The sequence below is a fragment of the Paenibacillus sp. S33 genome (assembly GCF_053615415.1).
The window spans coordinates 5,534,231-5,552,672 of record NZ_JBSIEZ010000001.1 but is presented as its reverse complement, the minus strand read 5'-3'; the positions used below and the strand labels follow the sequence as shown (position 1 = coordinate 5,552,672).

Annotated in this window: 20 protein-coding genes and 1 tRNA gene; 18 read left to right on the top strand and 3 right to left on the bottom strand. The window is 43.9% G+C overall.

Annotation, left to right across the window (positions count from 1 at the left end; all coding sequences use genetic code 11):
• Nucleotides 1–1,072 precede the first annotated feature (1,072 nt).
• The 11 genes from rpmH (at nucleotide 1,073) to ACWGXJ_RS25210 (ending at nucleotide 11,483) form a co-directional block, all read left to right on the top strand.
• Complete coding sequence (rpmH, locus tag ACWGXJ_RS25260; protein ID WP_007433250.1) at nucleotides 1,073–1,207, top strand: 50S ribosomal protein L34; 135 nt, start codon at nucleotides 1,073–1,075, stop codon at nucleotides 1,205–1,207.
• Nucleotides 1,208–1,470: 263 nt separating this feature from the next.
• Nucleotides 1,471–1,821: a ribonuclease P protein component gene (gene rnpA / locus ACWGXJ_RS25255; protein ID WP_013312817.1), complete on the top strand. Its 351-nt coding sequence runs from the start codon at nucleotides 1,471–1,473 to the stop codon at nucleotides 1,819–1,821.
• Nucleotides 1,822–1,892: 71 nt separating this feature from the next.
• Nucleotides 1,893–2,759, top strand: coding sequence for a YidC/Oxa1 family membrane protein insertase (locus ACWGXJ_RS25250; RefSeq protein WP_029518972.1), 867 nt, complete (start codon nucleotides 1,893–1,895; stop codon nucleotides 2,757–2,759).
• A complete protein-coding gene (gene jag, locus ACWGXJ_RS25245; RefSeq protein ID WP_452567843.1) occupies nucleotides 2,756–3,517 on the top strand; it encodes an RNA-binding cell elongation regulator Jag/EloR in 762 nt (253 codons plus the stop codon). The genes ACWGXJ_RS25250 and jag overlap by 4 nt, the downstream gene beginning before the upstream one ends.
• 127 nt (nucleotides 3,518–3,644) lie before the next feature.
• A complete protein-coding gene (mnmE, locus tag ACWGXJ_RS25240) occupies nucleotides 3,645–5,021 on the top strand; it encodes a tRNA uridine-5-carboxymethylaminomethyl(34) synthesis GTPase MnmE (protein WP_039272137.1) in 1,377 nt (458 codons plus the stop codon).
• A gap of 97 nt (nucleotides 5,022–5,118) precedes the next feature.
• Nucleotides 5,119–7,008 (top strand): tRNA uridine-5-carboxymethylaminomethyl(34) synthesis enzyme MnmG, encoded by a 1,890-nt coding sequence (mnmG, locus tag ACWGXJ_RS25235; protein ID WP_452567842.1) that lies wholly within the window; start codon nucleotides 5,119–5,121, stop codon nucleotides 7,006–7,008.
• Nucleotides 7,008–7,730 (top strand): 16S rRNA (guanine(527)-N(7))-methyltransferase RsmG, encoded by a 723-nt coding sequence (gene rsmG, locus ACWGXJ_RS25230; protein ID WP_322159131.1) that lies wholly within the window; start codon nucleotides 7,008–7,010, stop codon nucleotides 7,728–7,730. The genes mnmG and rsmG overlap by 1 nt, the downstream gene beginning before the upstream one ends.
• Before the next feature lie 431 nt (nucleotides 7,731–8,161).
• Nucleotides 8,162–8,980: a nucleoid occlusion protein gene (noc, locus tag ACWGXJ_RS25225; protein WP_013312811.1), complete on the top strand. Its 819-nt coding sequence runs from the start codon at nucleotides 8,162–8,164 to the stop codon at nucleotides 8,978–8,980.
• 186 nt (nucleotides 8,981–9,166) lie between these two features.
• Nucleotides 9,167–9,928 (top strand): ParA family protein, encoded by a 762-nt coding sequence (locus tag ACWGXJ_RS25220; protein WP_013312810.1) that lies wholly within the window; start codon nucleotides 9,167–9,169, stop codon nucleotides 9,926–9,928.
• Entirely contained in the window at nucleotides 9,921–10,763 is an 843-nt protein-coding gene (locus ACWGXJ_RS25215) for a ParB/RepB/Spo0J family partition protein (RefSeq protein WP_039272130.1), read from the top strand. Before ACWGXJ_RS25220 ends, ACWGXJ_RS25215 begins: the two co-directional genes overlap by 8 nt.
• Nucleotides 10,764–10,961: 198 nt before the next feature.
• Nucleotides 10,962–11,483 carry a DUF4446 family protein gene (locus ACWGXJ_RS25210; protein WP_061830444.1) on the top strand — a complete coding sequence of 174 codons (522 nt, stop codon included), beginning with the start codon at nucleotides 10,962–10,964 and terminating at the stop codon, nucleotides 11,481–11,483.
• On the opposite strand, the gene yyaC is transcribed toward ACWGXJ_RS25210, so the two are convergent.
• The gene (gene yyaC / locus ACWGXJ_RS25205) at nucleotides 11,437–12,042 is read right to left on the bottom strand and encodes a spore protease YyaC (RefSeq protein WP_254327999.1); all 606 of its coding nucleotides are present in this window, start codon (nucleotides 12,040–12,042) and stop codon (nucleotides 11,437–11,439) included. The two genes, ACWGXJ_RS25210 and yyaC, sit on opposite strands and share 47 nt — an antisense overlap.
• A 251-nt stretch (nucleotides 12,043–12,293) precedes the next feature.
• Here yyaC and ACWGXJ_RS25200 point away from each other — a divergent pair, with 251 nt between their 5' ends.
• The 3 genes from ACWGXJ_RS25200 to ACWGXJ_RS25190 all read left to right on the top strand — a co-directional run bounded on the left by ACWGXJ_RS25200 (nucleotide 12,294) and on the right by ACWGXJ_RS25190 (nucleotide 13,626).
• Nucleotides 12,294–13,244 carry a mechanosensitive ion channel family protein gene (locus tag ACWGXJ_RS25200; RefSeq protein WP_235306825.1) on the top strand — a complete coding sequence of 317 codons (951 nt, stop codon included), beginning with the start codon at nucleotides 12,294–12,296 and terminating at the stop codon, nucleotides 13,242–13,244.
• On the top strand, nucleotides 13,234–13,458 hold the full coding sequence (locus tag ACWGXJ_RS25195) for a DUF951 domain-containing protein (protein WP_025723137.1): 225 nt from the start codon (nucleotides 13,234–13,236) through the stop codon (nucleotides 13,456–13,458). The genes ACWGXJ_RS25200 and ACWGXJ_RS25195 overlap by 11 nt, the downstream gene beginning before the upstream one ends.
• Before the next feature lie 77 nt (nucleotides 13,459–13,535).
• Nucleotides 13,536–13,626 (top strand) — tRNA-Ser (locus ACWGXJ_RS25190).
• Between the two features lie 224 nt (nucleotides 13,627–13,850).
• On the opposite strand, the gene ACWGXJ_RS25185 is transcribed toward ACWGXJ_RS25190, so the two are convergent.
• The gene (locus tag ACWGXJ_RS25185) at nucleotides 13,851–14,168 is read right to left on the bottom strand and encodes a hypothetical protein (RefSeq protein ID WP_013312804.1); all 318 of its coding nucleotides are present in this window, start codon (nucleotides 14,166–14,168) and stop codon (nucleotides 13,851–13,853) included.
• Nucleotides 14,169–14,534: 366 nt separating this feature from the next.
• Nucleotides 14,535–14,729 carry a YjzC family protein gene (locus ACWGXJ_RS25180; RefSeq protein WP_013312803.1) on the bottom strand — a complete coding sequence of 65 codons (195 nt, stop codon included), beginning with the start codon at nucleotides 14,727–14,729 and terminating at the stop codon, nucleotides 14,535–14,537.
• 318 nt (nucleotides 14,730–15,047) lie between these two features.
• On the opposite strand from ACWGXJ_RS25180, the gene rpsF reads away from it, so the two are divergent.
• The 4 genes from rpsF (at nucleotide 15,048) to ACWGXJ_RS25160 (ending at nucleotide 18,432) form a co-directional block, all read left to right on the top strand.
• The gene (gene rpsF / locus ACWGXJ_RS25175; RefSeq protein ID WP_013312802.1) at nucleotides 15,048–15,332 is read left to right on the top strand and encodes a 30S ribosomal protein S6; all 285 of its coding nucleotides are present in this window, start codon (nucleotides 15,048–15,050) and stop codon (nucleotides 15,330–15,332) included.
• Nucleotides 15,333–15,381: 49 nt separating this feature from the next.
• Nucleotides 15,382–15,873, top strand: a complete 492-nt coding sequence (gene ssb / locus ACWGXJ_RS25170) for a single-stranded DNA-binding protein (RefSeq protein WP_013312801.1) — start codon at nucleotides 15,382–15,384, stop codon at nucleotides 15,871–15,873.
• Between the two features lie 21 nt (nucleotides 15,874–15,894).
• Nucleotides 15,895–16,167: a 30S ribosomal protein S18 gene (gene rpsR / locus ACWGXJ_RS25165; RefSeq protein ID WP_013312800.1), complete on the top strand. Its 273-nt coding sequence runs from the start codon at nucleotides 15,895–15,897 to the stop codon at nucleotides 16,165–16,167.
• A 525-nt stretch (nucleotides 16,168–16,692) separates the two neighbouring features.
• Nucleotides 16,693–18,432, top strand: coding sequence for an ABC transporter substrate-binding protein (locus ACWGXJ_RS25160; protein ID WP_250259980.1), 1,740 nt, complete (start codon nucleotides 16,693–16,695; stop codon nucleotides 18,430–18,432).
• Nucleotides 18,433–18,442 lie beyond the last annotated feature (10 nt).

Below are 18,442 nucleotides of genomic sequence, written 5' to 3'. Positions count from 1 at the left end.
AGACGTCACTCCTTTTAAATCCTGACATTTTACCGAATTAAGCTGCAGAGAGCTGCTCTCGGCGCTTCGGCAAAACGCCTAAAATCCCAAAAATGTTGTTGAAGGCCATAAAAAGACATACCGCCGCCTAAATCATGCGGCAGTGTGGTGAGAGAACGCAGCACAAAATGACCCTGAAAAATAGCTAATGGAAATTCCGCTGCTGATCAGCAGAAGAGAGGCGATATTTCTCAGGAGGGAATGTGCGGCACGATCCGTTCTCTTGATCCCGCAGGCCAAAACGGGACTGCAATATGTCGAAATCAAATGAAAAATGTAGAATATATCCCCAGAATCCCAAATCCGCACAAAAATAAAAAGATGGATAAATTGAACTTGTTCACAACTTTATCCACAGGGTGTTGATAATATGGAGGGTAAAACAACATATTCACATTCAAAAGTAATATCATCATAGCAAAAGAAGCCTTGTATTTCAATGACTGGTGGTTATTTATCCACAAATTCAATCTGTTGTGTACAATTTTTATTCACAACACAAGATATTGTTTATAATTTGTTCAGTTTTCGACAATAACTCTTTTTTACTCTAAAATGTTATGCACAGGTTATGACCATTTAAATCACAATTCAGTTCTTTTTGTGGATCTGTGTATAACAGCCGTTGCCTTTTGGTCACAGAGGCTTATTTTTCTGTTGAAAATTTCCGGTAACGTTTCCGACATTATTTTTGAACGAATCCGATAACGTCGATCTGAAAATAGGATGGATTCAAGTCACAGAATGAAGGAATGTAAAAAGAGCAGTTTTTGGAGGAGTGAAAACTACAAATAGAATGCTGATGATGGAGGAGAGGCGAAAGAAATTTTATGAAATAAGGGAATAAAAGAGCGAAGTGAGTGAGCGGGGGAAGGGGAGGAGGCTTCCTGATTCGAAAAAGAGGGAGAGGATTCACAAGTACATTGACTTTTGCCGCTATTTGTGGTTAAATGTACAAAGGTGTTTTTTGTGGAGATTGCTACGTTAGGTATATTCCATATAAAACGTATTCCTTGTAAGGAGGTGCAGCACAATGAGACCGACTTTCAGACCGAATGTCAGCAAACGTAAAAAAGTTCACGGCTTCCGTAAAAGAATGAGCACGAAGAATGGCCGTAAAGTTTTGGCAGCTCGTCGCCAAAAAGGTAGAAAAGTATTGAGTGCGTAATGCGTGCATAAAGACCACTACGGTGGTCTTTTTTTTCATAATTGAGGTATTCAGGGATCGGATCCCTTCTTCTATTGTTGTGGAAATGTAGTGAAAGAAGAGGAAGAAGTCCAGCATCCTGTCCTATATTAGATGAAGCTTTTGAAAACGGATATAAAATAAGCGAGATTACCATGTTGGAATGTTGTCCATACTTCTTACTATATAAAAGGTGAAGGTAAGCTTACCGACATGTGTAAAAGAGATGAGCAAGGAGAAGCGCCGTGCAAAAAAAATTGCGTCTACGAAACCGGGCGGACTTTGGGCGCGTATACCGCCATGGCAAATCTTTTGCCAACCATCAGTTTGTGGTGTACTGGTTCCGCCGCAGAGAGGTAGAGCAGTTCCGCGTCGGAATTTCGGCCAGCAAGAAGATCGGCAATGCAGTAGTTCGCAACCGGATGCGTAGAATCGTTAAGGAAATTGTGCGCCATCATGAACATGAATTGGTGGAGCAGATTGACCTGATTTTTATCGTTCGTAAAGGTGCGGTTACAATGTCGTATCAAGAGCTGGAGAAAAGCGTGCTGCACGTTCTACGCAAAGCCTCGCTGCTCAAGTCTTCACGCCGATAGTCAGTATCTTTGTCCTACAGGATATGGTATGATTTACGTTGGAATGGATTGGTTAAGAAAGGGGTTATGAAGTGTCGCGTTTGAAGACTCAACGGGGAAAATGGTTCCTCCTGATTGCCTTATTGGCACTTGTTGCTGTGCTGTCCGGATGTGCCCAGACGGCCCACAATTCTTACACGACGGCAGACTTGGCCAATGGATCAGTTTGGCAAAGATATGTCGTTTACTGGTTTTCGTATGCGCTAGATACATTTGCCCAATGGTTCTCTGGAGAGTATGGCCTGGCCGTACTGGTTCTGGTGATTATCGTGCGAACCATTATTTTGCCGCTTACACTCAAGCAAGTACGTAGTTCCAAAGCTATGCAGGCCATTCAGCCGCAATTAAAAGAAATCCAAGCGAAGTACAAGGATACGCCTGAAAAAGTCCAGCAAGAGACGATGAAGTTGTTCCAGGAAAATAAAGTCAACCCGATGGCTGGCTGTCTTCCTTTGGTAGTACAGATGCCAATTTTCATCGCGCTTTATAATGCCATTTATTATAATTCGGCATTGCGGGATCATGACTTCTTGTGGCTCCAGTTAGGTAAACCGGATCACTTGTTTATCCTGCCGATTTTGGCAGCGATTACGACATTTGTCCAAACTTGGATGATGATGAAAATGAATCCGACGCCGCAGCAGGGACCGATGCAATTTTTGCTGTACGTCTATCCGGTGCTGATTCTGTTCATGTCGTACAACTTCCCATCCGCTTTGCCGTTGTACTGGTTCTACAGTAATATTTACACGATCATTCAAAACTATTTCCTTTATCGGAATAAGGATAAAGAAGCAGCGCTGGCGAATGTGAAAACAGCCAGTCTCGCGAAAACTGGTTCCTCCAATAGTAAGAAAAAAGGTGGTAAAAACACGAAGGGGGCTAAAAAGTCGAGATGACCAAAGTCGTGACATCAGGAAAAACCGTTGAAGATGCTGTAAGACAAGGACTCTCCCAGCTGGGAGTAAGCCGTGAACGGGTAACCGTAAGCGTGTTGGAACAGCCGTCAAAAGGATTCCTGGGGTGGCTCGGGGTCAAGAAGGCGAAGGTGGAGCTTACGCTGCTCTCTGAGCCGTCTCCTGAAACCACACACGCGGCTGAACTTCATATATCGGCTCAAGCACCTTCTAGCGTGGGACAGGCTTTATCAAAAGAAACTAGGCCTGTTGCACAGGAAGCACAGATGAACACGGAAGCACCCTCGGGACATATAGATGCTTATGAAGAGGCGGTGCGTTTTATCCGTGAAACAGCAGCAGGAATGGGACTGGACGTTAAAGTCGATGTCCGCCACCGCAAGGATGAAAGTACACTGGATATCTCCGGTCCGTCGCTCGGTATGTTGATCGGCCGCAGAGGACAGACGTTGGATGCATTGCAGTACCTGACGAATATCGTTGCCAACCGTCATTCTGACAAGTTCATCCGAATTGTGCTGGATGCCGAGCAATTTCGTGCACGTCGGCAAAAAACGCTGGAGGATTTGGCAGATCGGTTGGCGAACCAGGCTATTCGTTATGGCAAGGAAGTGGTACTGGAGCCAATGCCGTCACAGGAGCGGAAGCTGATTCATGCCAAGCTCCAACAGCATGCGCTGGTTAGAACATACAGCAAGGGGGACGAGCCCAATCGGCGCGTCATCATTGCTAAAAAATAATCCGACGCAATGGCTCTCTGCAAGTGCAGAAGCCATTGCTTTTTTTCTTATATTTCTCGCTGAAACGGCTGCCGTCCTTGATGAAGGACGGCAATGTCGTTTCTACTTGATAGGAGGTAGAAACTTTATGCTGAGTGATACTATAGCTGCCATTGCAACGGCTGTCGGCGAGGGCGGCATTGCGGTTGTACGAGTCAGCGGTCCAGAAGCGGTCACAGAAGTGGAGGCTTTGTTCCGTAGTAAAACACCTCTAAGCAAGGCTCCAACTCACACAGTACATTATGGACATATTATAGATCCTCAAAGCCAGGAAAAGGTGGAGGAAGTTTTAGTTACAGTGATGCGGGCGCCACGCTCTTTTACGACAGAAGATGTCGTAGAAATCAGCACTCATGGCGGGGTCGTAGCCGTCAAACGGGTGATGGATTTACTATTGCTGCAAAATATACGTCTGGCTGAGCCAGGTGAATTTACGAAACGTGCTTTTCTGAATGGTCGTATTGATCTGAGTCAGGCGGAGGGTGTCATTGACTTAATCCGCTCCAAATCAGATAAAGCTTTTTCGGTGGCTTTGAAGCAGGTAGATGGACAACTGTCCCAGAATATTCGTCGTCTGCGTCATGTCTTGGTGGAGACACTTGCTCATATTGAAGTGAACATTGATTATCCTGAGCATGATGTTGAATCTTTTACATCTGACTTAATCAAGGATAAAAGCAGTCAGGTTATGACGGAAATTGATCGGCTGCTGCATACGGCGGAGCAGGGAAAGATTTTGCGCGAAGGGCTGACTACAGCGATTGTTGGAAGGCCAAATGTGGGCAAATCGTCACTGCTGAACACATTGGCTCAGGGCGAGCGGGCCATTGTGACCGATATTCCGGGCACAACTCGTGACGTTATTGAGGAATATGTGACGATTAATAGTATTCCGCTCAAGCTGCTGGACACAGCTGGGATTCGTGAAACGATGGATGTAGTGGAACGGATCGGAGTAGAACGTTCGAGAACGGCGGTTAGTGAAGCGGATCTGCTGCTCATCGTTATTAACGCCAACGAACCACTGCATGAGGATGAAATGGCATTAATGGAACAAATCCGCGGTAGACAAGCGATTGTCATTATGAATAAAATGGACTTACCGGCCCAAGTAGACCGGGATTTGTTGCTGCGTTATGTTCCCGAAGAGCTTATCGTACCGATGTCTGTGAAGGAAAATGAGGGAGCGGACCGACTGGAGCAGGCGATATCCAAGTTATTCTTTAGTGGCAAGCTGGAATCAGCGGATATGACATATGTCAGCAACGTACGGCATATTGCTTTGTTGAAGAAGGCGCGCCAATCGCTGGTAGATGCCTATGAAGCAGCTGATCAATTTGTACCGATCGACATGATCCAGATTGATGTAAGGCTGGCATGGGAGCATTTGGGCGAGATTGTAGGCGATACTGCGCATGATGCGTTGATAGATCAAATATTTTCACAATTTTGTCTGGGCAAATAGAACATTCAAGTATGGCTGGAATAAGCCTGCTATCGTTATAGATATACAAGAGCATATTCGGTGTGAAGACCGGAATGTATAAGGAGGTAAGAAAGGTATGGGTTACCAAGGAGGCGACTATGACGTAATTGTCGTAGGCGCGGGCCATGCGGGCGTAGAATCAGCCTTGGCAGCAGCACGGATGGGCTGTCGCACGTTGATGATTACAATTAACCTGGATATGGTCGCGTTCATGCCCTGCAACCCGTCTATTGGCGGTCCTGCAAAAGGGCATGTGGTGCGAGAAATTGATGCACTGGGCGGCGAAATGGGTCGGAATATCGATAAGACATTTATCCAAATGAGAATGTTAAATACTGGTAAAGGTCCGGCGGTTCATGCATTGCGTGCACAAGCAGACAAGTTTTCTTATCAGCATGCGATGAAGGAAACGATGGAAAAGGAACCGAATCTGACCTTACGCCAAGGTATGGTGGAAGAGCTGATTATGGAAAACGGCCATTGCGTAGGTGTAATTACGAAGACGGGCACAGAGTATCGAAGTAAAGCAGTTGTCCTGACCACAGGCACTTATCTGCGCGGAAAAATCATTATGGGCGAGCTGATGTATGAGAGTGGTCCGAACAATCAACAGCCTTCGTTGAGATTGTCTGAGCATTTGAGAGAACTGGGTTTTGATCTGGTTCGATTTAAGACAGGAACGCCACCACGTGTACACAAGGACACGATTGATTTTAGCAAAACGGAAATACAACCGGGTGATGATCAACCGAAGTTCTTTTCCTATGAAACGAAGTCTTCGGATAATGAACAGCTTCCTTGCTGGCTGACATATACTTCAGTAGAAACGCATCAGATTATTAATGATAACTTGCACCGTGCACCCATGTTCTCTGGTCTGATTGAAGGAACGGGACCACGTTATTGCCCATCTATTGAAGATAAAGTGGTACGTTTCAGTGATAAGCCTAAGCACCAAATCTTTTTGGAGCCTGAAGGTAAAAACACATCTGAATACTATGTTCAAGGCTTGTCGACCAGCTTACCAGAGGATGTGCAATTAGCTGTGCTGCGTTCGATTCCGGGGATGGAAAAGGTAGAGATGATGCGCAATGGCTATGCTATTGAATATGATGCGATGGTACCTACGCAGTTATGGCCTACTTTGGAAACGAAGAAAATTCCTGGCTTGTTCACAGCAGGTCAGATTAACGGTACCTCTGGTTATGAAGAAGCTGCGGGCCAAGGAATTATGGCAGGGATTAATGCAGCTCGTAAGGTGCAGGGCAAAGAGCCCGTCGTATTGGACCGTTCGCAAGGCTACATTGGGGTTCTGATCGATGATTTGGTGACGAAGGGGACGAATGAGCCTTATCGTCTGCTGACGTCGCGTGCAGAATACCGTCTGTTATTGCGTCATGATAACGCGGACCTGCGATTGACTCCGATCGGGCATGATATTGGCCTAATTACGGATGAACGATACGAGCGCTTTTTGGATAAAAAGCAAAAGGTAGAGCAAGAGATTGAACGTCTGCGCTTGGCGAAGGTTCGTCCGGTTGATATAAATGAGATGCTGGAGCAAGGCGGATCTGCACCTATACAGGATGGCAGTAATTTGTTAACGGTGCTACGTCGACCAGAGATCAGTTATGCGCAAGTAGCACAAATCTCACCTTCACCTATAGCTCTTACTGAGGAAGAACAGGAGCAGGTGGAAATCCAGATTAAGTATGCGGGCTACATTGAAAAGCAATTGATGCATGTGGAGCGTCTGCAAAAGATGGAGAAGAAGAAGCTCCCAGAGGATATTGTATACAATGAAGTTCAAGGACTGGCCATTGAAGCCAAGCAGAAGCTTGAAAAGATCCGTCCGATGTCGATTGGCCAAGCATCCCGTATTTCGGGTGTAACTCCTGCGGATATTTCCATTTTGCTGGTTTATCTGGAGCATTATAACCGCGTAACGGCAGCAAGGGGATCATAATGGACGCGATACAACAGCAATTTAAGCAGCGGCTGGCAGAGCATAGTATTGTGATTAATGACAGTCAGTTAGAGCAGTTTGAAACATATTACCGTGTGCTGGTTGAGTGGAATGAAAAAATGAACCTGACGGGTATTACTGAGCGCGATGCAGTGTACACCAAGCATTTTTATGATTCTCTTTCCCTGGCCTTTTATGTTCCGTTAAATGATGTGGGAAGCTTGGCTGATATTGGATCAGGTGCAGGTTTTCCAGGCATTCCTTTGAAAATATGCTTTCCGCAGATTCAGTTGACTATTGTAGATTCATTGAACAAACGTATACAATTCTTGGCCCATGTAGTAGAGCAGTTGGGTTTGGAAAATGTTGAACTGATTCATAGCAGGGCAGAGGAATTGGGGCGTAAACCAGGATACCGCGATAGTTATGATCTAGTGACAGCCAGAGCGGTTGCTCGTCTCGCCGTATTGAATGAATTTTGTTTGCCGTTTGTCCGTGAAGGGGGACACTTTGCCGCGATGAAGGGTAGTGATCCTACGGAGGAAATCAAGGAAGCTTCCTACAGTTTGAAAGAGCTAAAGGGAAAAATCAAACATGTTCAGGCTTTCCAGCTACCTGTTGAAGATGCAGCCAGACATATGATTATTATTGAGAAAAGAGCGGCTACACCACGGAAATATCCACGTAAGCCGGGTACTCCTTTGAAGACGCCGTTAGTGTAATTGTTTGAAAAAAAGTGAATGTTTCACGTGAAACATTCACTTTTTTTATGGCTGACAGACTCTTTACATAAAAGACACTTTGCTAACATGCGTTCTTGTTTACATGGGGGAAGAAGATGGATAGATAGTTGTCAAAGAGGATGCATAATTTATTATCTGATCCTTCCGAAAAGCTGATAGAGACGATAGGATTATGGCTGGAAAAGTGATAGAATAGAGATAATCGTTTTAATGTAAGTTGACTGCTCCCGTACCCATGAATTCAGATATACATATAGGGCAGTAGGACAACAAATGTCAGGGGTGTACGTGGAGTGTACCTGCTTACGGCGCTGTTTCATATAAAAGGGTCTACGATCCGCGTAAGGAACTGTTTTTCACGAAGCGCTGTTAGTATGGTGCTATTATGAAATTAGGTGGTATTATACGGAATGAAAGAACAATTTTCCAAGCTATTTGGTTTGACGGAGCGATCTACTGGGGACGAAATAAAACAAATTCCAGTTCGGGATATTGTCAGCAGTCCTTATCAGCCCCGTACCATATTTGACGACGAGAAGATTGATGAGCTATGCCAGACCATTAAGACGCATGGTGTAATTCAACCGATTGTCGTTCGTTTCCGTAATGGACAATATGAGATTATAGCAGGGGAACGTCGTTGGAGAGCTGTCACCAAGCTGGGTATGGAAACTATTCCAGCCATTGTTCGTGAGTTTAATGATTCACAAGCTGCATCCATCGCGTTGATTGAAAATCTTCAACGGGAAGGGTTAACTGCGATTGAAGAGGCTGTAGCTTACCAAAAGCTGATTGATCTACATCAGCTCACCCAGGAAAGCCTCGCTCAACGACTTGGCAAAAGTCAATCCACTATTGCTAACAAGATACGGCTGCTTCATCTGCCGGAGAGAGTGAAAGAGGCTCTAATGGAACGGAAGGTGTCCGAGCGTCATGCTCGTGCATTATTGTCATTAGAGACTGAAGAACTACAGTACAAGGTTTTAGATGAAGTCATTGCCAAGGAACTCAATGTGAAGCAGACAGAGGCACGAGTTGCCTTTTATAAACAAGTATCCACCAATAAGAAATCGAAGCGGATTTCCTTTACCAAGGATGTCCGGCTTGCGCTGAATACGATTCGTCAATCCATTGATATGGTGTCTGGCTCAGGCTTGGATATCAAGACCAAGGAATCTGATCATGAGGATCACTATGAGATTGTCATTCAAATTCCCAAACGTAAGTAAGGGATGAAGCGTACAGGCGGCAGCAATTGCCGCTTTTTCTGTCTAACGCCGAATAAAACCGCAGCATACTCAATTCTATTCTGAAATTGCCGTTATCCGTAAGTTAAGGACTAAGTAACGTCTCCATAGAGCGTTTTGTAGTTATGGAGTGTAGCAGGATTCCGATTAAATTATGAGGTGAATGAAGTGTCAAAAATAATAGCCGTAGCCAATCAAAAGGGCGGAGTAGGCAAAACAACTACTTCCGTTAATTTGGGCGCCGGACTTGCTTCCCTCGGCAAAAGGGTATTGCTCGTGGATATCGACCCGCAAGGTAATACAACCAGCGGTGTGGGTATCAATAAGGCGGACGTGGCAAATTGCATTTATGATGTACTCATTAACGAGGTTGATCCTAGCGAAGCTATTATGAGTACACAGGTTGAGGGATTAGATATTATTCCGGCAACCATTCAGTTAGCAGGCGCGGAAATTGAACTGGTGCCGACCATTTCTCGCGAATTGAGATTAAAAAGATCGCTTCAACTCGTTAAGCATAATTATGATTATATATTAATTGATTGCCCGCCATCGCTGGGTATTTTGACGCTTAATTCATTGACGGCTTCCGATTCAGTCATTATTCCAATCCAGTGTGAATATTACGCATTAGAAGGATTAAGTCAATTGTTGAATACCGTGCGATTAGTGCAAAAACATCTGAACACCTCACTGCAAATTGAAGGTGTGTTGTTAACCATGTTTGATGCCCGCACGAACTTGGGTATTCAGGTGATTGAAGAAGTGAAAAAGTATTTTCAAAGCAAGGTTTATCAGACGATTATTCCACGCAATGTGAGACTCAGCGAAGCACCATCACATGGCCAGTCCATTATTACGTATGATCCCCGTTCCCGTGGGGCAGAGGTATATATTGAGTTGGCAAAGGAAGTGGTATCTTATGAGTAAACGGTTGGGAAAAGGACTTGATGCACTCATTCCCTCCCTTATGGTCAATGAAGAAGATAAGGTTGTTGACATTCCACTCAGCCAGTTGCGTGCAAACCCGTACCAGCCTCGAAAAACGTTTGATGAAGAGTCCATTAAAGAATTAGCCGAATCCATTCGTCAACACGGTGTTATCCAACCTATTATTGCACGTAGTGTATTGCGAGGATATGAAATCATAGCCGGGGAAAGGCGGTTTAGGGCGTCTCAATTTTGTGGGAATCCGACTATACCTGTAGTTGTTCGCAATTTTACGGATCAGCAAGTGATGGAGATTGCCCTGATTGAGAATTTGCAGCGTGAGAATTTGAATGCAATGGAAGTGGCAGTGGCTTATCAGGGATTGATGGATCAATTTTCTTTAACTCAGGAAGAGTTGTCCATGAAAGTGGGAAAATCACGTTCTCATATTGCCAATTTCCTTCGTTTGCTCGCATTGCCTGAAGAAGTTAAAGATCATGTTTCACGTGGAACATTGTCTATGGGACACGCTAGAGCTATTGTTGGGCTCAAAGATCCAGACATGGTAAAACAGTTAGCACAGCAATGTATTGAACAGCAGTGGAGTGTTCGCGAACTGGAGGAAGCTGTACAGCAGTTGGATCATAAACCTGGTGAGGCGAAAGCCAAAGCAAAGGTACGAAAAAAGGACCCCTATATTGACCATATGGAAGAGTCCCTGCGTGAACGCTTTAAAACAACTGTAAAGATCAAGCACAATAAGGATAAAGGCAAAATTGAATTGAATTATTACAGCCAGCAGGATTTGGAAAGATTACTGGAGCTATTACAGTAGTTTGTTGAAATATGGACATGTCTCCTTGAGCAAAATGGAAAGTGAGATATGTCTTTGCTTTGTCTGGAATTGCAGGAATTAGAATGGTTTTGATGGATAAACTAATAGCCTTGTGTTATTTGTTTCGCTGTTCTCAAACGTATAAAATATAAGTATGCAGGTACATGATTTTTGAGGTAGAGGAGTAGAAGCAAGCATATGGCTGAATTGAATGGACTAATCATGGAACAGCTTGCCGGAATCGTTGCAGGGATCGTGCTTATTTTGCTCATCCTGTTGATTGTTATTATCGTGCAGGGTGCAAAGCTGAAGAAGATGCGGCGAAAGTATGAAACCATGATGGCAGGCAGCGGTGTCGAGAATTTGGAAACGCTGCTGATTGATTTGAAGGTACAGATGGATTCGATTGAGGATGAGCAGGAAACCCATCGTGCAAGTATGAAATCACTACGCAGCAAACTGACTGGCTTGAAGGGACATATAGGCATTAAACGCTATAATGCCTTTGGTGAGAGAGGAAGTGATTTAAGCTTCTCTCTGGCTATTGTAGACGACAATCAGGATGGTATGGTATTAACCGGCATTTATAACCGAGATGGTTCATATGTGTATGCCAAGCCTCTAGAAGCGGGACAATCCACCTATTCCTTATCACCTGAAGAAAAAGAAGCCGTTACTCTTGCGCAGCAAGCAGGACAGAACGGTAATGCCACTCCTTAATCGCGGAGTATAGGCTACCAGCAATGATATCTGATAATTTCATTACCAAATTTAGTCTTGTATTTTGTAGCACGAAGTATTCCATGAAGCCGCCGACGTTAACGATACCAGTCAAATGGATATCGCCGACCGGCGGTAATTCTTTATTTACACCTGCTCCCGGCTTGAGAGGGCCTTCTGAAACCTGAATGCATCCAACACTGGAGGTTTGTCCAAGACATGCATCTATACCAATGATATAAGGCTGTTCATACCGGTCTTGTATACTGTTTAGCGTCGTTTGCAGGTTCATGGCATGTACAGGCTCCTCTAATGTACCGTATAGGTTAAACAGAGGGCTTTTGTAGCGTGCTAAATGCGTACCTACGAGCGGACCCAGGCAATCTCCAGTGGAACGGTCGGTGCCGATGCAAATAATGACGATATTTTGCAGACTCGGCGCCTGGTGCAGATGAAACAGCAGACGATGGATGATGGCTGATTGGATCCCGGGGTCTGTGTGTGATATTTTTAAGCTTAGGGGTTCTTGCCCCGGAATGAAGTCAGATGGATGAGTCATGGAATCTTCCTTTCGCTCTGTAATGGAGTGTGTGGGTTACGCTCGCTGTACCTTGGAGAATAACAATTAGCCTGCGGGTAACATTTATGCTCAAGATAGTAGCTAGTATATGGATAAACTTGTGCTTTTATACTCGAAGAAAGTAGATTATTCATAGCCATATGTTTGAAGTCAGTAGATAAGCTTATATAGTAGGAAATAGAATTCGGGAAGCAGGAAGAGTAGTTCCCTTGTTTAAGGAGGAGTACAGCATGACCTTAATACATTGGTTGGCCGGTAATGTAGGTACGGATGACGTAGTGAAAGATGCGATTCAATGGAAGGATGCTGTATGGAAATGGCTCACTGATAGTACGATGTGGTCGACCCTTTTGTTTGTGATTTTGAAAATAGCGATTATTTTTATCATCACACGTATCTTTATTCGAGTTATTAATAAAATTATAGATAAGTCGATGCAACAAAAGGGAGATAACGGCAGGTTCCGATTGAATACAAGGCGCTTAACGACTGTTGGGGAACTGCTGAAAAATGTAACCAATATTGTATTTAATTTCATTTTGATTATGCTGGTGCTATCGCAAATGGGTATTAATCTCGGCCCTCTGATTGCTGGAGCTGGAGTGCTTGGATTGGCTGTTGGTTTTGGGGCACAGAGTTTGGTTAAGGATGTAATTACCGGATTCTTTATTATTTTTGAAGATCAATTTGCCGTAGGAGATGTCATTCAGACAGGTACTTTCAAGGGTACAGTAGAAATGATCGGGCTGCGTACAACCAGACTGGTGAGCTGGAAAGGTGAGGTGTACATTTTACCAAACGGCTCAATTACAACGGTAACGAACTTCTCCATGTCCAACGCGTTAGCGGTAGTGGATGTGCCAATGAAGGCCGAGCGTAGCCTAGAGGAAGCAGTTGGTTTGGTAAAACAGGCAATCCAAGGTATTGAAGAGTCCAATGTACAGATACTTAATATACCGGATGTGTTAGGGGTTCAGTCCATGACTACCTCAGAGTATATTGTGCGTGTTGTGGCAGAATGTATGCCGAATACAGGGGCCGTGGTAGAGCGTGATATTCAGAATAACATCAAGAAGGCCCTAGAGGATGAGGAACATCGTCAGGCCGCCTTGGAGACAGCGATAACCCTAGAAAAAGAAGATGAACAAGGAAGAAAAGGGGGAGAGAAGGGTGGAGCGTAAGTCATTTGAACTAGGGGACATTGTACAGATGAAGAAGCCTCATCCGTGTGGAACGAATGAAATGGAAATTATCCGCATGGGGATGGATATTCGAATCAAATGTGTCGGTTGCCAGCATAGTGTGCTGATTCCACGTGCCAAGTTCGAAAAGAATATGAAGAAAGTGCTGCGATCAAAGGCTAATGCCGACGAGCAAAACACAGAAGCAAATTGAGCTAAGAAAGATGAATGGCGATGAACCAGAATCAGCTTGCGTCACAGTTGCAATGATGATATAATTATCCTTGCTGCGGAAAGGTACCCAAGAGGTCTAAGGGGGCTGACTCGAAATCAGTTAGGCGTCGCAAGGCGTGCGTGGGTTCGACTCCCACTCTTTCCGCCACTAACTTCATTAAATAAACCAATCTCTTACGTCTGTGACGTAGGGGATTTTTTGTTTGTGGAATAAAAGGTCAACAGAGTGTGATAAAGTGAAAAGCACTAAGATAAACCATGAGGGTAAGATGGAAGAAACGATTACAAATCTATTGGGGAATGAATAAGGCGTTATAGCAAAAAAATGCTCCTGACAGCAGAGAAACATTGCCGTTAGGAGCACTTTTTTTGTTATAGCTGGTTAGGCGGGTAATGATAGCGTTTTGTTTTTTTTGAGCCAGAGATCATCAGAAGGATCGCTGCAATCAAATGGAGAGCCCAGCCTACAAAGGGTATCCAGGCCAGCAAAGAAGTGAGTACTCCCCATACGGAGCCGTAGATCGCTTCCTGATTGCGTAACGACAGGATAAGTGTTACTGCGTGTAGGACAAGCATAAATCCCAGAGCCGAGTAGCCGGTCCCCATGACAATAGCTCCCCCCACAATCGGTACGGCAAGCACCAATTCGAATATACCTGATATCCACTTTAATATTCGAGAATAGCTCATCTTTAAACCTCCGTAGATAGTAGGTCTTTGTACTTGGATATATTCTAGCAGAAGGAGCTGAATTAATCTGCATTTTACCAGGATATGCAAAAAGTCCGATAATGCAACAAAGGAGGACCACAAAGGTCCTCCATCGTAGGCGATACATTTTTAACAGGATACGATCTGTCCAATCACATCATGAAACTCGGTGTACTGACAAGCAATACCGTGTTGAAAAGACAGTGTCCTTTTACACAAACCTAACGCTTCTAATGCCCGGAATGGATCTCCTAACAGTTTGTCCGGCTACGTCGTCCAACGGAACCACACCTCTCTGTTGTATCGCCTAATCATAATATGGCCAGGATTCCGAGGAAATATACATTAGTGGACACGAGCTTTCGTTTTTTTCTTCCATTTGCGATTATGGTTGGCGGTCTCGGGAAAAGAATCGCCTCTTTCCAGCGTTACTTGCTGTGGGTTTTGGATTTCAGTATGGAAGCTCTTTTCTCCGACCTCCATGTATACGCCGTCGTTTGGGACCTTATCCCCTGGTTCGAACTCAGTCTTTTCACCCATACGGTGGTGCCTCCTTAGATAAATGAATTTGAACTGCAACGGTTATTGTGCGCTGTCTTGAACAGAAACATGCGAAATCGGGTATACAGATAGTGAGTGAATCAAATGATTTCCTTTATATATGCGAAATTTTTGATGTTCTATAAAATTGTATAAAGCTAATGATATACAGTGTATTTAGCCGTATTAGGCTTGTGTATTGAATTTGTAGGTTGCATTCAGTTGCTCGATTTGGTAAACTGTTTTAGTGCGAGCTTAGGCTCGTTCCTTGCTCTCAACTGAGATTGAGGGCCTTATGTCCATAAGGAGGTGTAAAGAATGCGCAAATATGAAGCGATGTATATTATTCGTCCTGACATTGAACAAGAAGCTGTTCAAGCGACAGTCGATAAATTCCAAGGTATCATCTCTAACGGCGGTGGCGAAATTACGAGTCACGATGTAACTAAACGCCGTCTTGCGTATGAGATCAAGAAATTCCGTGATGGTTCTTTCGTTCTGGTAAACTTCACAGCAGAACCTGCTGTTGTTACTGAGCTTGAGCGTATCATGAAAATTTCTGACGAAGTAATTCGTTATCTCATTACGAACGACGTAGCTTAATTATTGTACGTGATTATGTAATGAACAACGCTCAAAGGAGGGGATTGGATTGTTGAACCGTGTCATTCTGATCGGTCGTTTGACCAAAGATCCAGAGCTGCGCTATACACCGTCTGGTGTAGCAGTAACCCAGTTCACCCTGGCTGTAGACCGTCCGTTTACGAGTCAAGGCGGCGAACGGGAAGCGGATTTCTTACCGATCGTAACCTGGCGTCAGCTTGCTGAAACATGCGCTAACTATCTTCGCAAAGGTCGTTTAACGGCTGTTGAAGGCCGTGTTCAGGTGCGTAATTATGAGAACAATGAAGGAAAACGTGTATACGTGACTGAAATTGTAGCTGATAATGTGCGTTTCTTGGAATCTAACCGCGATGGCGGTAACGGTGGCGGCAATAGCGGTGGAGCTGCGCGTGAGGAGTCTCCTTTCGGAGGCGGTAACAGCAATAGTGGACGCGGGAATAATAACTCGCGAAACAATCAGGATCCTTTTTCCGATGACGGAAAACCGATCGATATTTCGGATGATGATTTACCATTTTAATTGGGAAAGGACTGACAAAGAATGGGCTTCAGACAAAGAGAAGGCGGAGACGATAACAAAAGACCAGCTCGTCGTGGTGGTCGCAACAAACGTCGTAAAGTATGTTTCTTCACTGTGAACAAAATTACTCACATTGACTATAAAGATACAGACCTGCTTAAAAAATTCATCAGCGAACGTGGAAAAATTCTTCCTCGTCGTGTGACTGGAACAAGCGCGAAATATCAACGTATGTTGACAATCGCTGTTAAACGTTCCCGTCAAATCGCATTGCTTCCTTACACTACTGAATAGTAGTGGGTGGAAAAAAGAGACGTTCCCGATCCCGGGAATGTCTTTTTTTGTGATCTTTTATATTGACAACAAGTGCCATCTATTGTAACTTACTAATAATACAATCCATGTTTACCCATAAACCATAGTATACCTTTTAATGGCTTGTGAAATTGCAAGCTCCTCGACTCGCCAGAGTAAACATTTCGGCCTTCCAGAATGTTATTTTATATTACATGTAATCTTATTTTTTGTCATTTTCCACAAGTAAAATTCATAAAGTTTACATAAATAGATATTTTGCATTTTTATATTACATAAAAAAAGATATTGACGTGATATTATTTTACACTTAAGATAAACCTTAATAAAAATGTAATGGTTGTTAACGCACAAAATTGACCAGAGGTCTAAAACACGTGTTTACGCTATTAAAGACAGTAAGGAGGATGTGCAAACTTCATTTTCAAACCTCAAGCTTTAACGAATCACCGCAGGAATGAGACAGGCTGTTAAATAAAGAACCGACTAAGGGGGATTAACAGGATGATGCAGACGAAGAAATGGGTTTCTTTGCTTATGATGCTTACGATCGTTGGTGTTCTGTTTGCAGGATGTAGCGGAGGTGCTAATGAGGCACAGCCACAGCAAGGCAATGCGGGCAATAAAACAGAGGGAAATGAAGCAAGTGCACCTGTTACGGAGGGCGTTATTAAAGCAACTGATCTGTCACAAAACCCTCCGGGAGCGACTAATCGGAAAGATAATATTGTAGTAGGTATGACATCACCAAAAGGGGTATTCAACCCGCTATTCTGGCAAACGACTTACGATTTATATGTAGTCAGAACAGTATTTGATTCCTTCTTACAGGTGAAGGCGGATGGTACATATGAAAATAGTTTGGCTGAAAAGGTTGATGTATCGCCGGATGGTCTAAAATACACATTCCATCTGAAACCAGGTGTGAAGTATAGTGACGGTACTCCAGTAACCGTGAAGGATTATGCTTTTGTTCTTAAGGTGCTGCATGATCCGAATTATGATGGAGAAACCGATGTATTGTCTTTTAAGATTAAAGGCGGTAAAGAATATCACGATGGCAAAGCAAATGATATCTCGGGGATCAAGGTCATTGATGATAATACAGTAGAGGTCACCGTTACAGAAGCAACAGCGTATACGAAGGATTTTCTGGGTGAGCAATACTTCATGCCAGAAGCTTATTACGGAAAAGGATTTAAAAAAGGTAGCCTGGACAGCATCAAGGCGCTTAATAATAAGCCGATCGGCTCTGGTCAGTATGTACTGAAGAGCTTCTCCCCAGGTCAACAAGTCGTATTGGATGCGAATCCAAACTACTTTAAAGGCGCACCTAAGGTGAAATCGGTTATTTTCAAAACAACAACAGAAGAAACGAACCTGTCTATGCTGCAAACAGGCGAAACGGACATGGACAACATCACAGTTACGGAAGACAATGTAGAGGAATTAAAGGCTCTAGGCTTCTTGGACGTGAATATTATGCCGACAAATGGCTATGGATATATAGCGTTTAATCACAAGGAAAAGAAATTTCAGGACCCTAAAGTACGTCAGGCTCTAACGATTGGCTTAAACCGCAAGGAGATTGTGCAGGGTGTATATGGTCCATATGCGAATGTTATTAACATTCCACAATCTACAGAATCTTGGTCTTATACGGATGAAGGTATCAACAAATATGAATTTGATACAGCTAAGGCGAAGGCTTTGCTGGATGAGGCAGGCTGGAAGGTTGGTACTGACGGAATCCGTGAAAAGGACGGCGAAAAGCTGACCATTAACTTCTCTGCGACTGCTGATAATCCAGTAGTAGAGGCCTTGCTACCGATCATGTCCAATAACTATAAGGAGCTAGGCATCAAGCTGACTTCCGAAACTTTAGATTTTAACGCCATTATGGATAAAAAGGACACAGGCAAGTTTGATATGTTCTTCGCGGCTTGGGGCTTAACTCCAGACCCGGATACAACGACTTTTATTACGAATGGTGCACAAAATGATATCGGCTATTCCAATAAGAAGGTCGATGAACTAACGCTTGCTGGTAAGCATGAGCTGGATCAAGAGAAACGCAAACAGATTTACAAACAGCTCTACCAGGAGCTAAACAAAGACCTGCCAACTATTTTTATGTACCAACGCAGAGATATGTGGCCAGTTAATGGACGTGTAACCGGCTTGGAAATTACACCATACAAAGATTTTGAGTTCACTCTGCATAACGCTCAGATCGCTCAATAAGGGTTGCCAA

Excerpts from the sequence above, each read along its gene's own strand:
- rpmH (WP_007433250.1), top strand. The coding sequence starts at position 1,073 with ATGAGACCGACTTTCAGACCGAATGTCAGCAAACGTAAAAAAGTTCAC.
- jag (WP_452567843.1), top strand. The coding sequence starts at position 2,756 with ATGACCAAAGTCGTGACATCAGGAAAAACCGTTGAAGATGCTGTAAGA.
- mnmE (WP_039272137.1), top strand. The coding sequence starts at position 3,645 with ATGCTGAGTGATACTATAGCTGCCATTGCAACGGCTGTCGGCGAGGGC.
- mnmG (WP_452567842.1), top strand. The coding sequence starts at position 5,119 with ATGGGTTACCAAGGAGGCGACTATGACGTAATTGTCGTAGGCGCGGGC.
- rsmG (WP_322159131.1), top strand. The coding sequence starts at position 7,008 with ATGGACGCGATACAACAGCAATTTAAGCAGCGGCTGGCAGAGCATAGT.
- noc (WP_013312811.1), top strand. The coding sequence starts at position 8,162 with ATGAAAGAACAATTTTCCAAGCTATTTGGTTTGACGGAGCGATCTACT.
- ACWGXJ_RS25215 (WP_039272130.1), top strand. The coding sequence starts at position 9,921 with ATGAGTAAACGGTTGGGAAAAGGACTTGATGCACTCATTCCCTCCCTT.
- ACWGXJ_RS25210 (WP_061830444.1), top strand. The coding sequence starts at position 10,962 with ATGGCTGAATTGAATGGACTAATCATGGAACAGCTTGCCGGAATCGTT.
- yyaC (WP_254327999.1), bottom strand. The coding sequence starts at position 12,042 with ATGACTCATCCATCTGACTTCATTCCGGGGCAAGAACCCCTAAGCTTA.
- ACWGXJ_RS25200 (WP_235306825.1), top strand. The coding sequence starts at position 12,294 with ATGACCTTAATACATTGGTTGGCCGGTAATGTAGGTACGGATGACGTA.
- ACWGXJ_RS25185 (WP_013312804.1), bottom strand. The coding sequence starts at position 14,168 with ATGAGCTATTCTCGAATATTAAAGTGGATATCAGGTATATTCGAATTG.
- ACWGXJ_RS25180 (WP_013312803.1), bottom strand. The coding sequence starts at position 14,729 with ATGGGTGAAAAGACTGAGTTCGAACCAGGGGATAAGGTCCCAAACGAC.
- rpsF (WP_013312802.1), top strand. The coding sequence starts at position 15,048 with ATGCGCAAATATGAAGCGATGTATATTATTCGTCCTGACATTGAACAA.
- rpsR (WP_013312800.1), top strand. The coding sequence starts at position 15,895 with ATGGGCTTCAGACAAAGAGAAGGCGGAGACGATAACAAAAGACCAGCT.
- ACWGXJ_RS25160 (WP_250259980.1), top strand. The coding sequence starts at position 16,693 with ATGATGCAGACGAAGAAATGGGTTTCTTTGCTTATGATGCTTACGATC.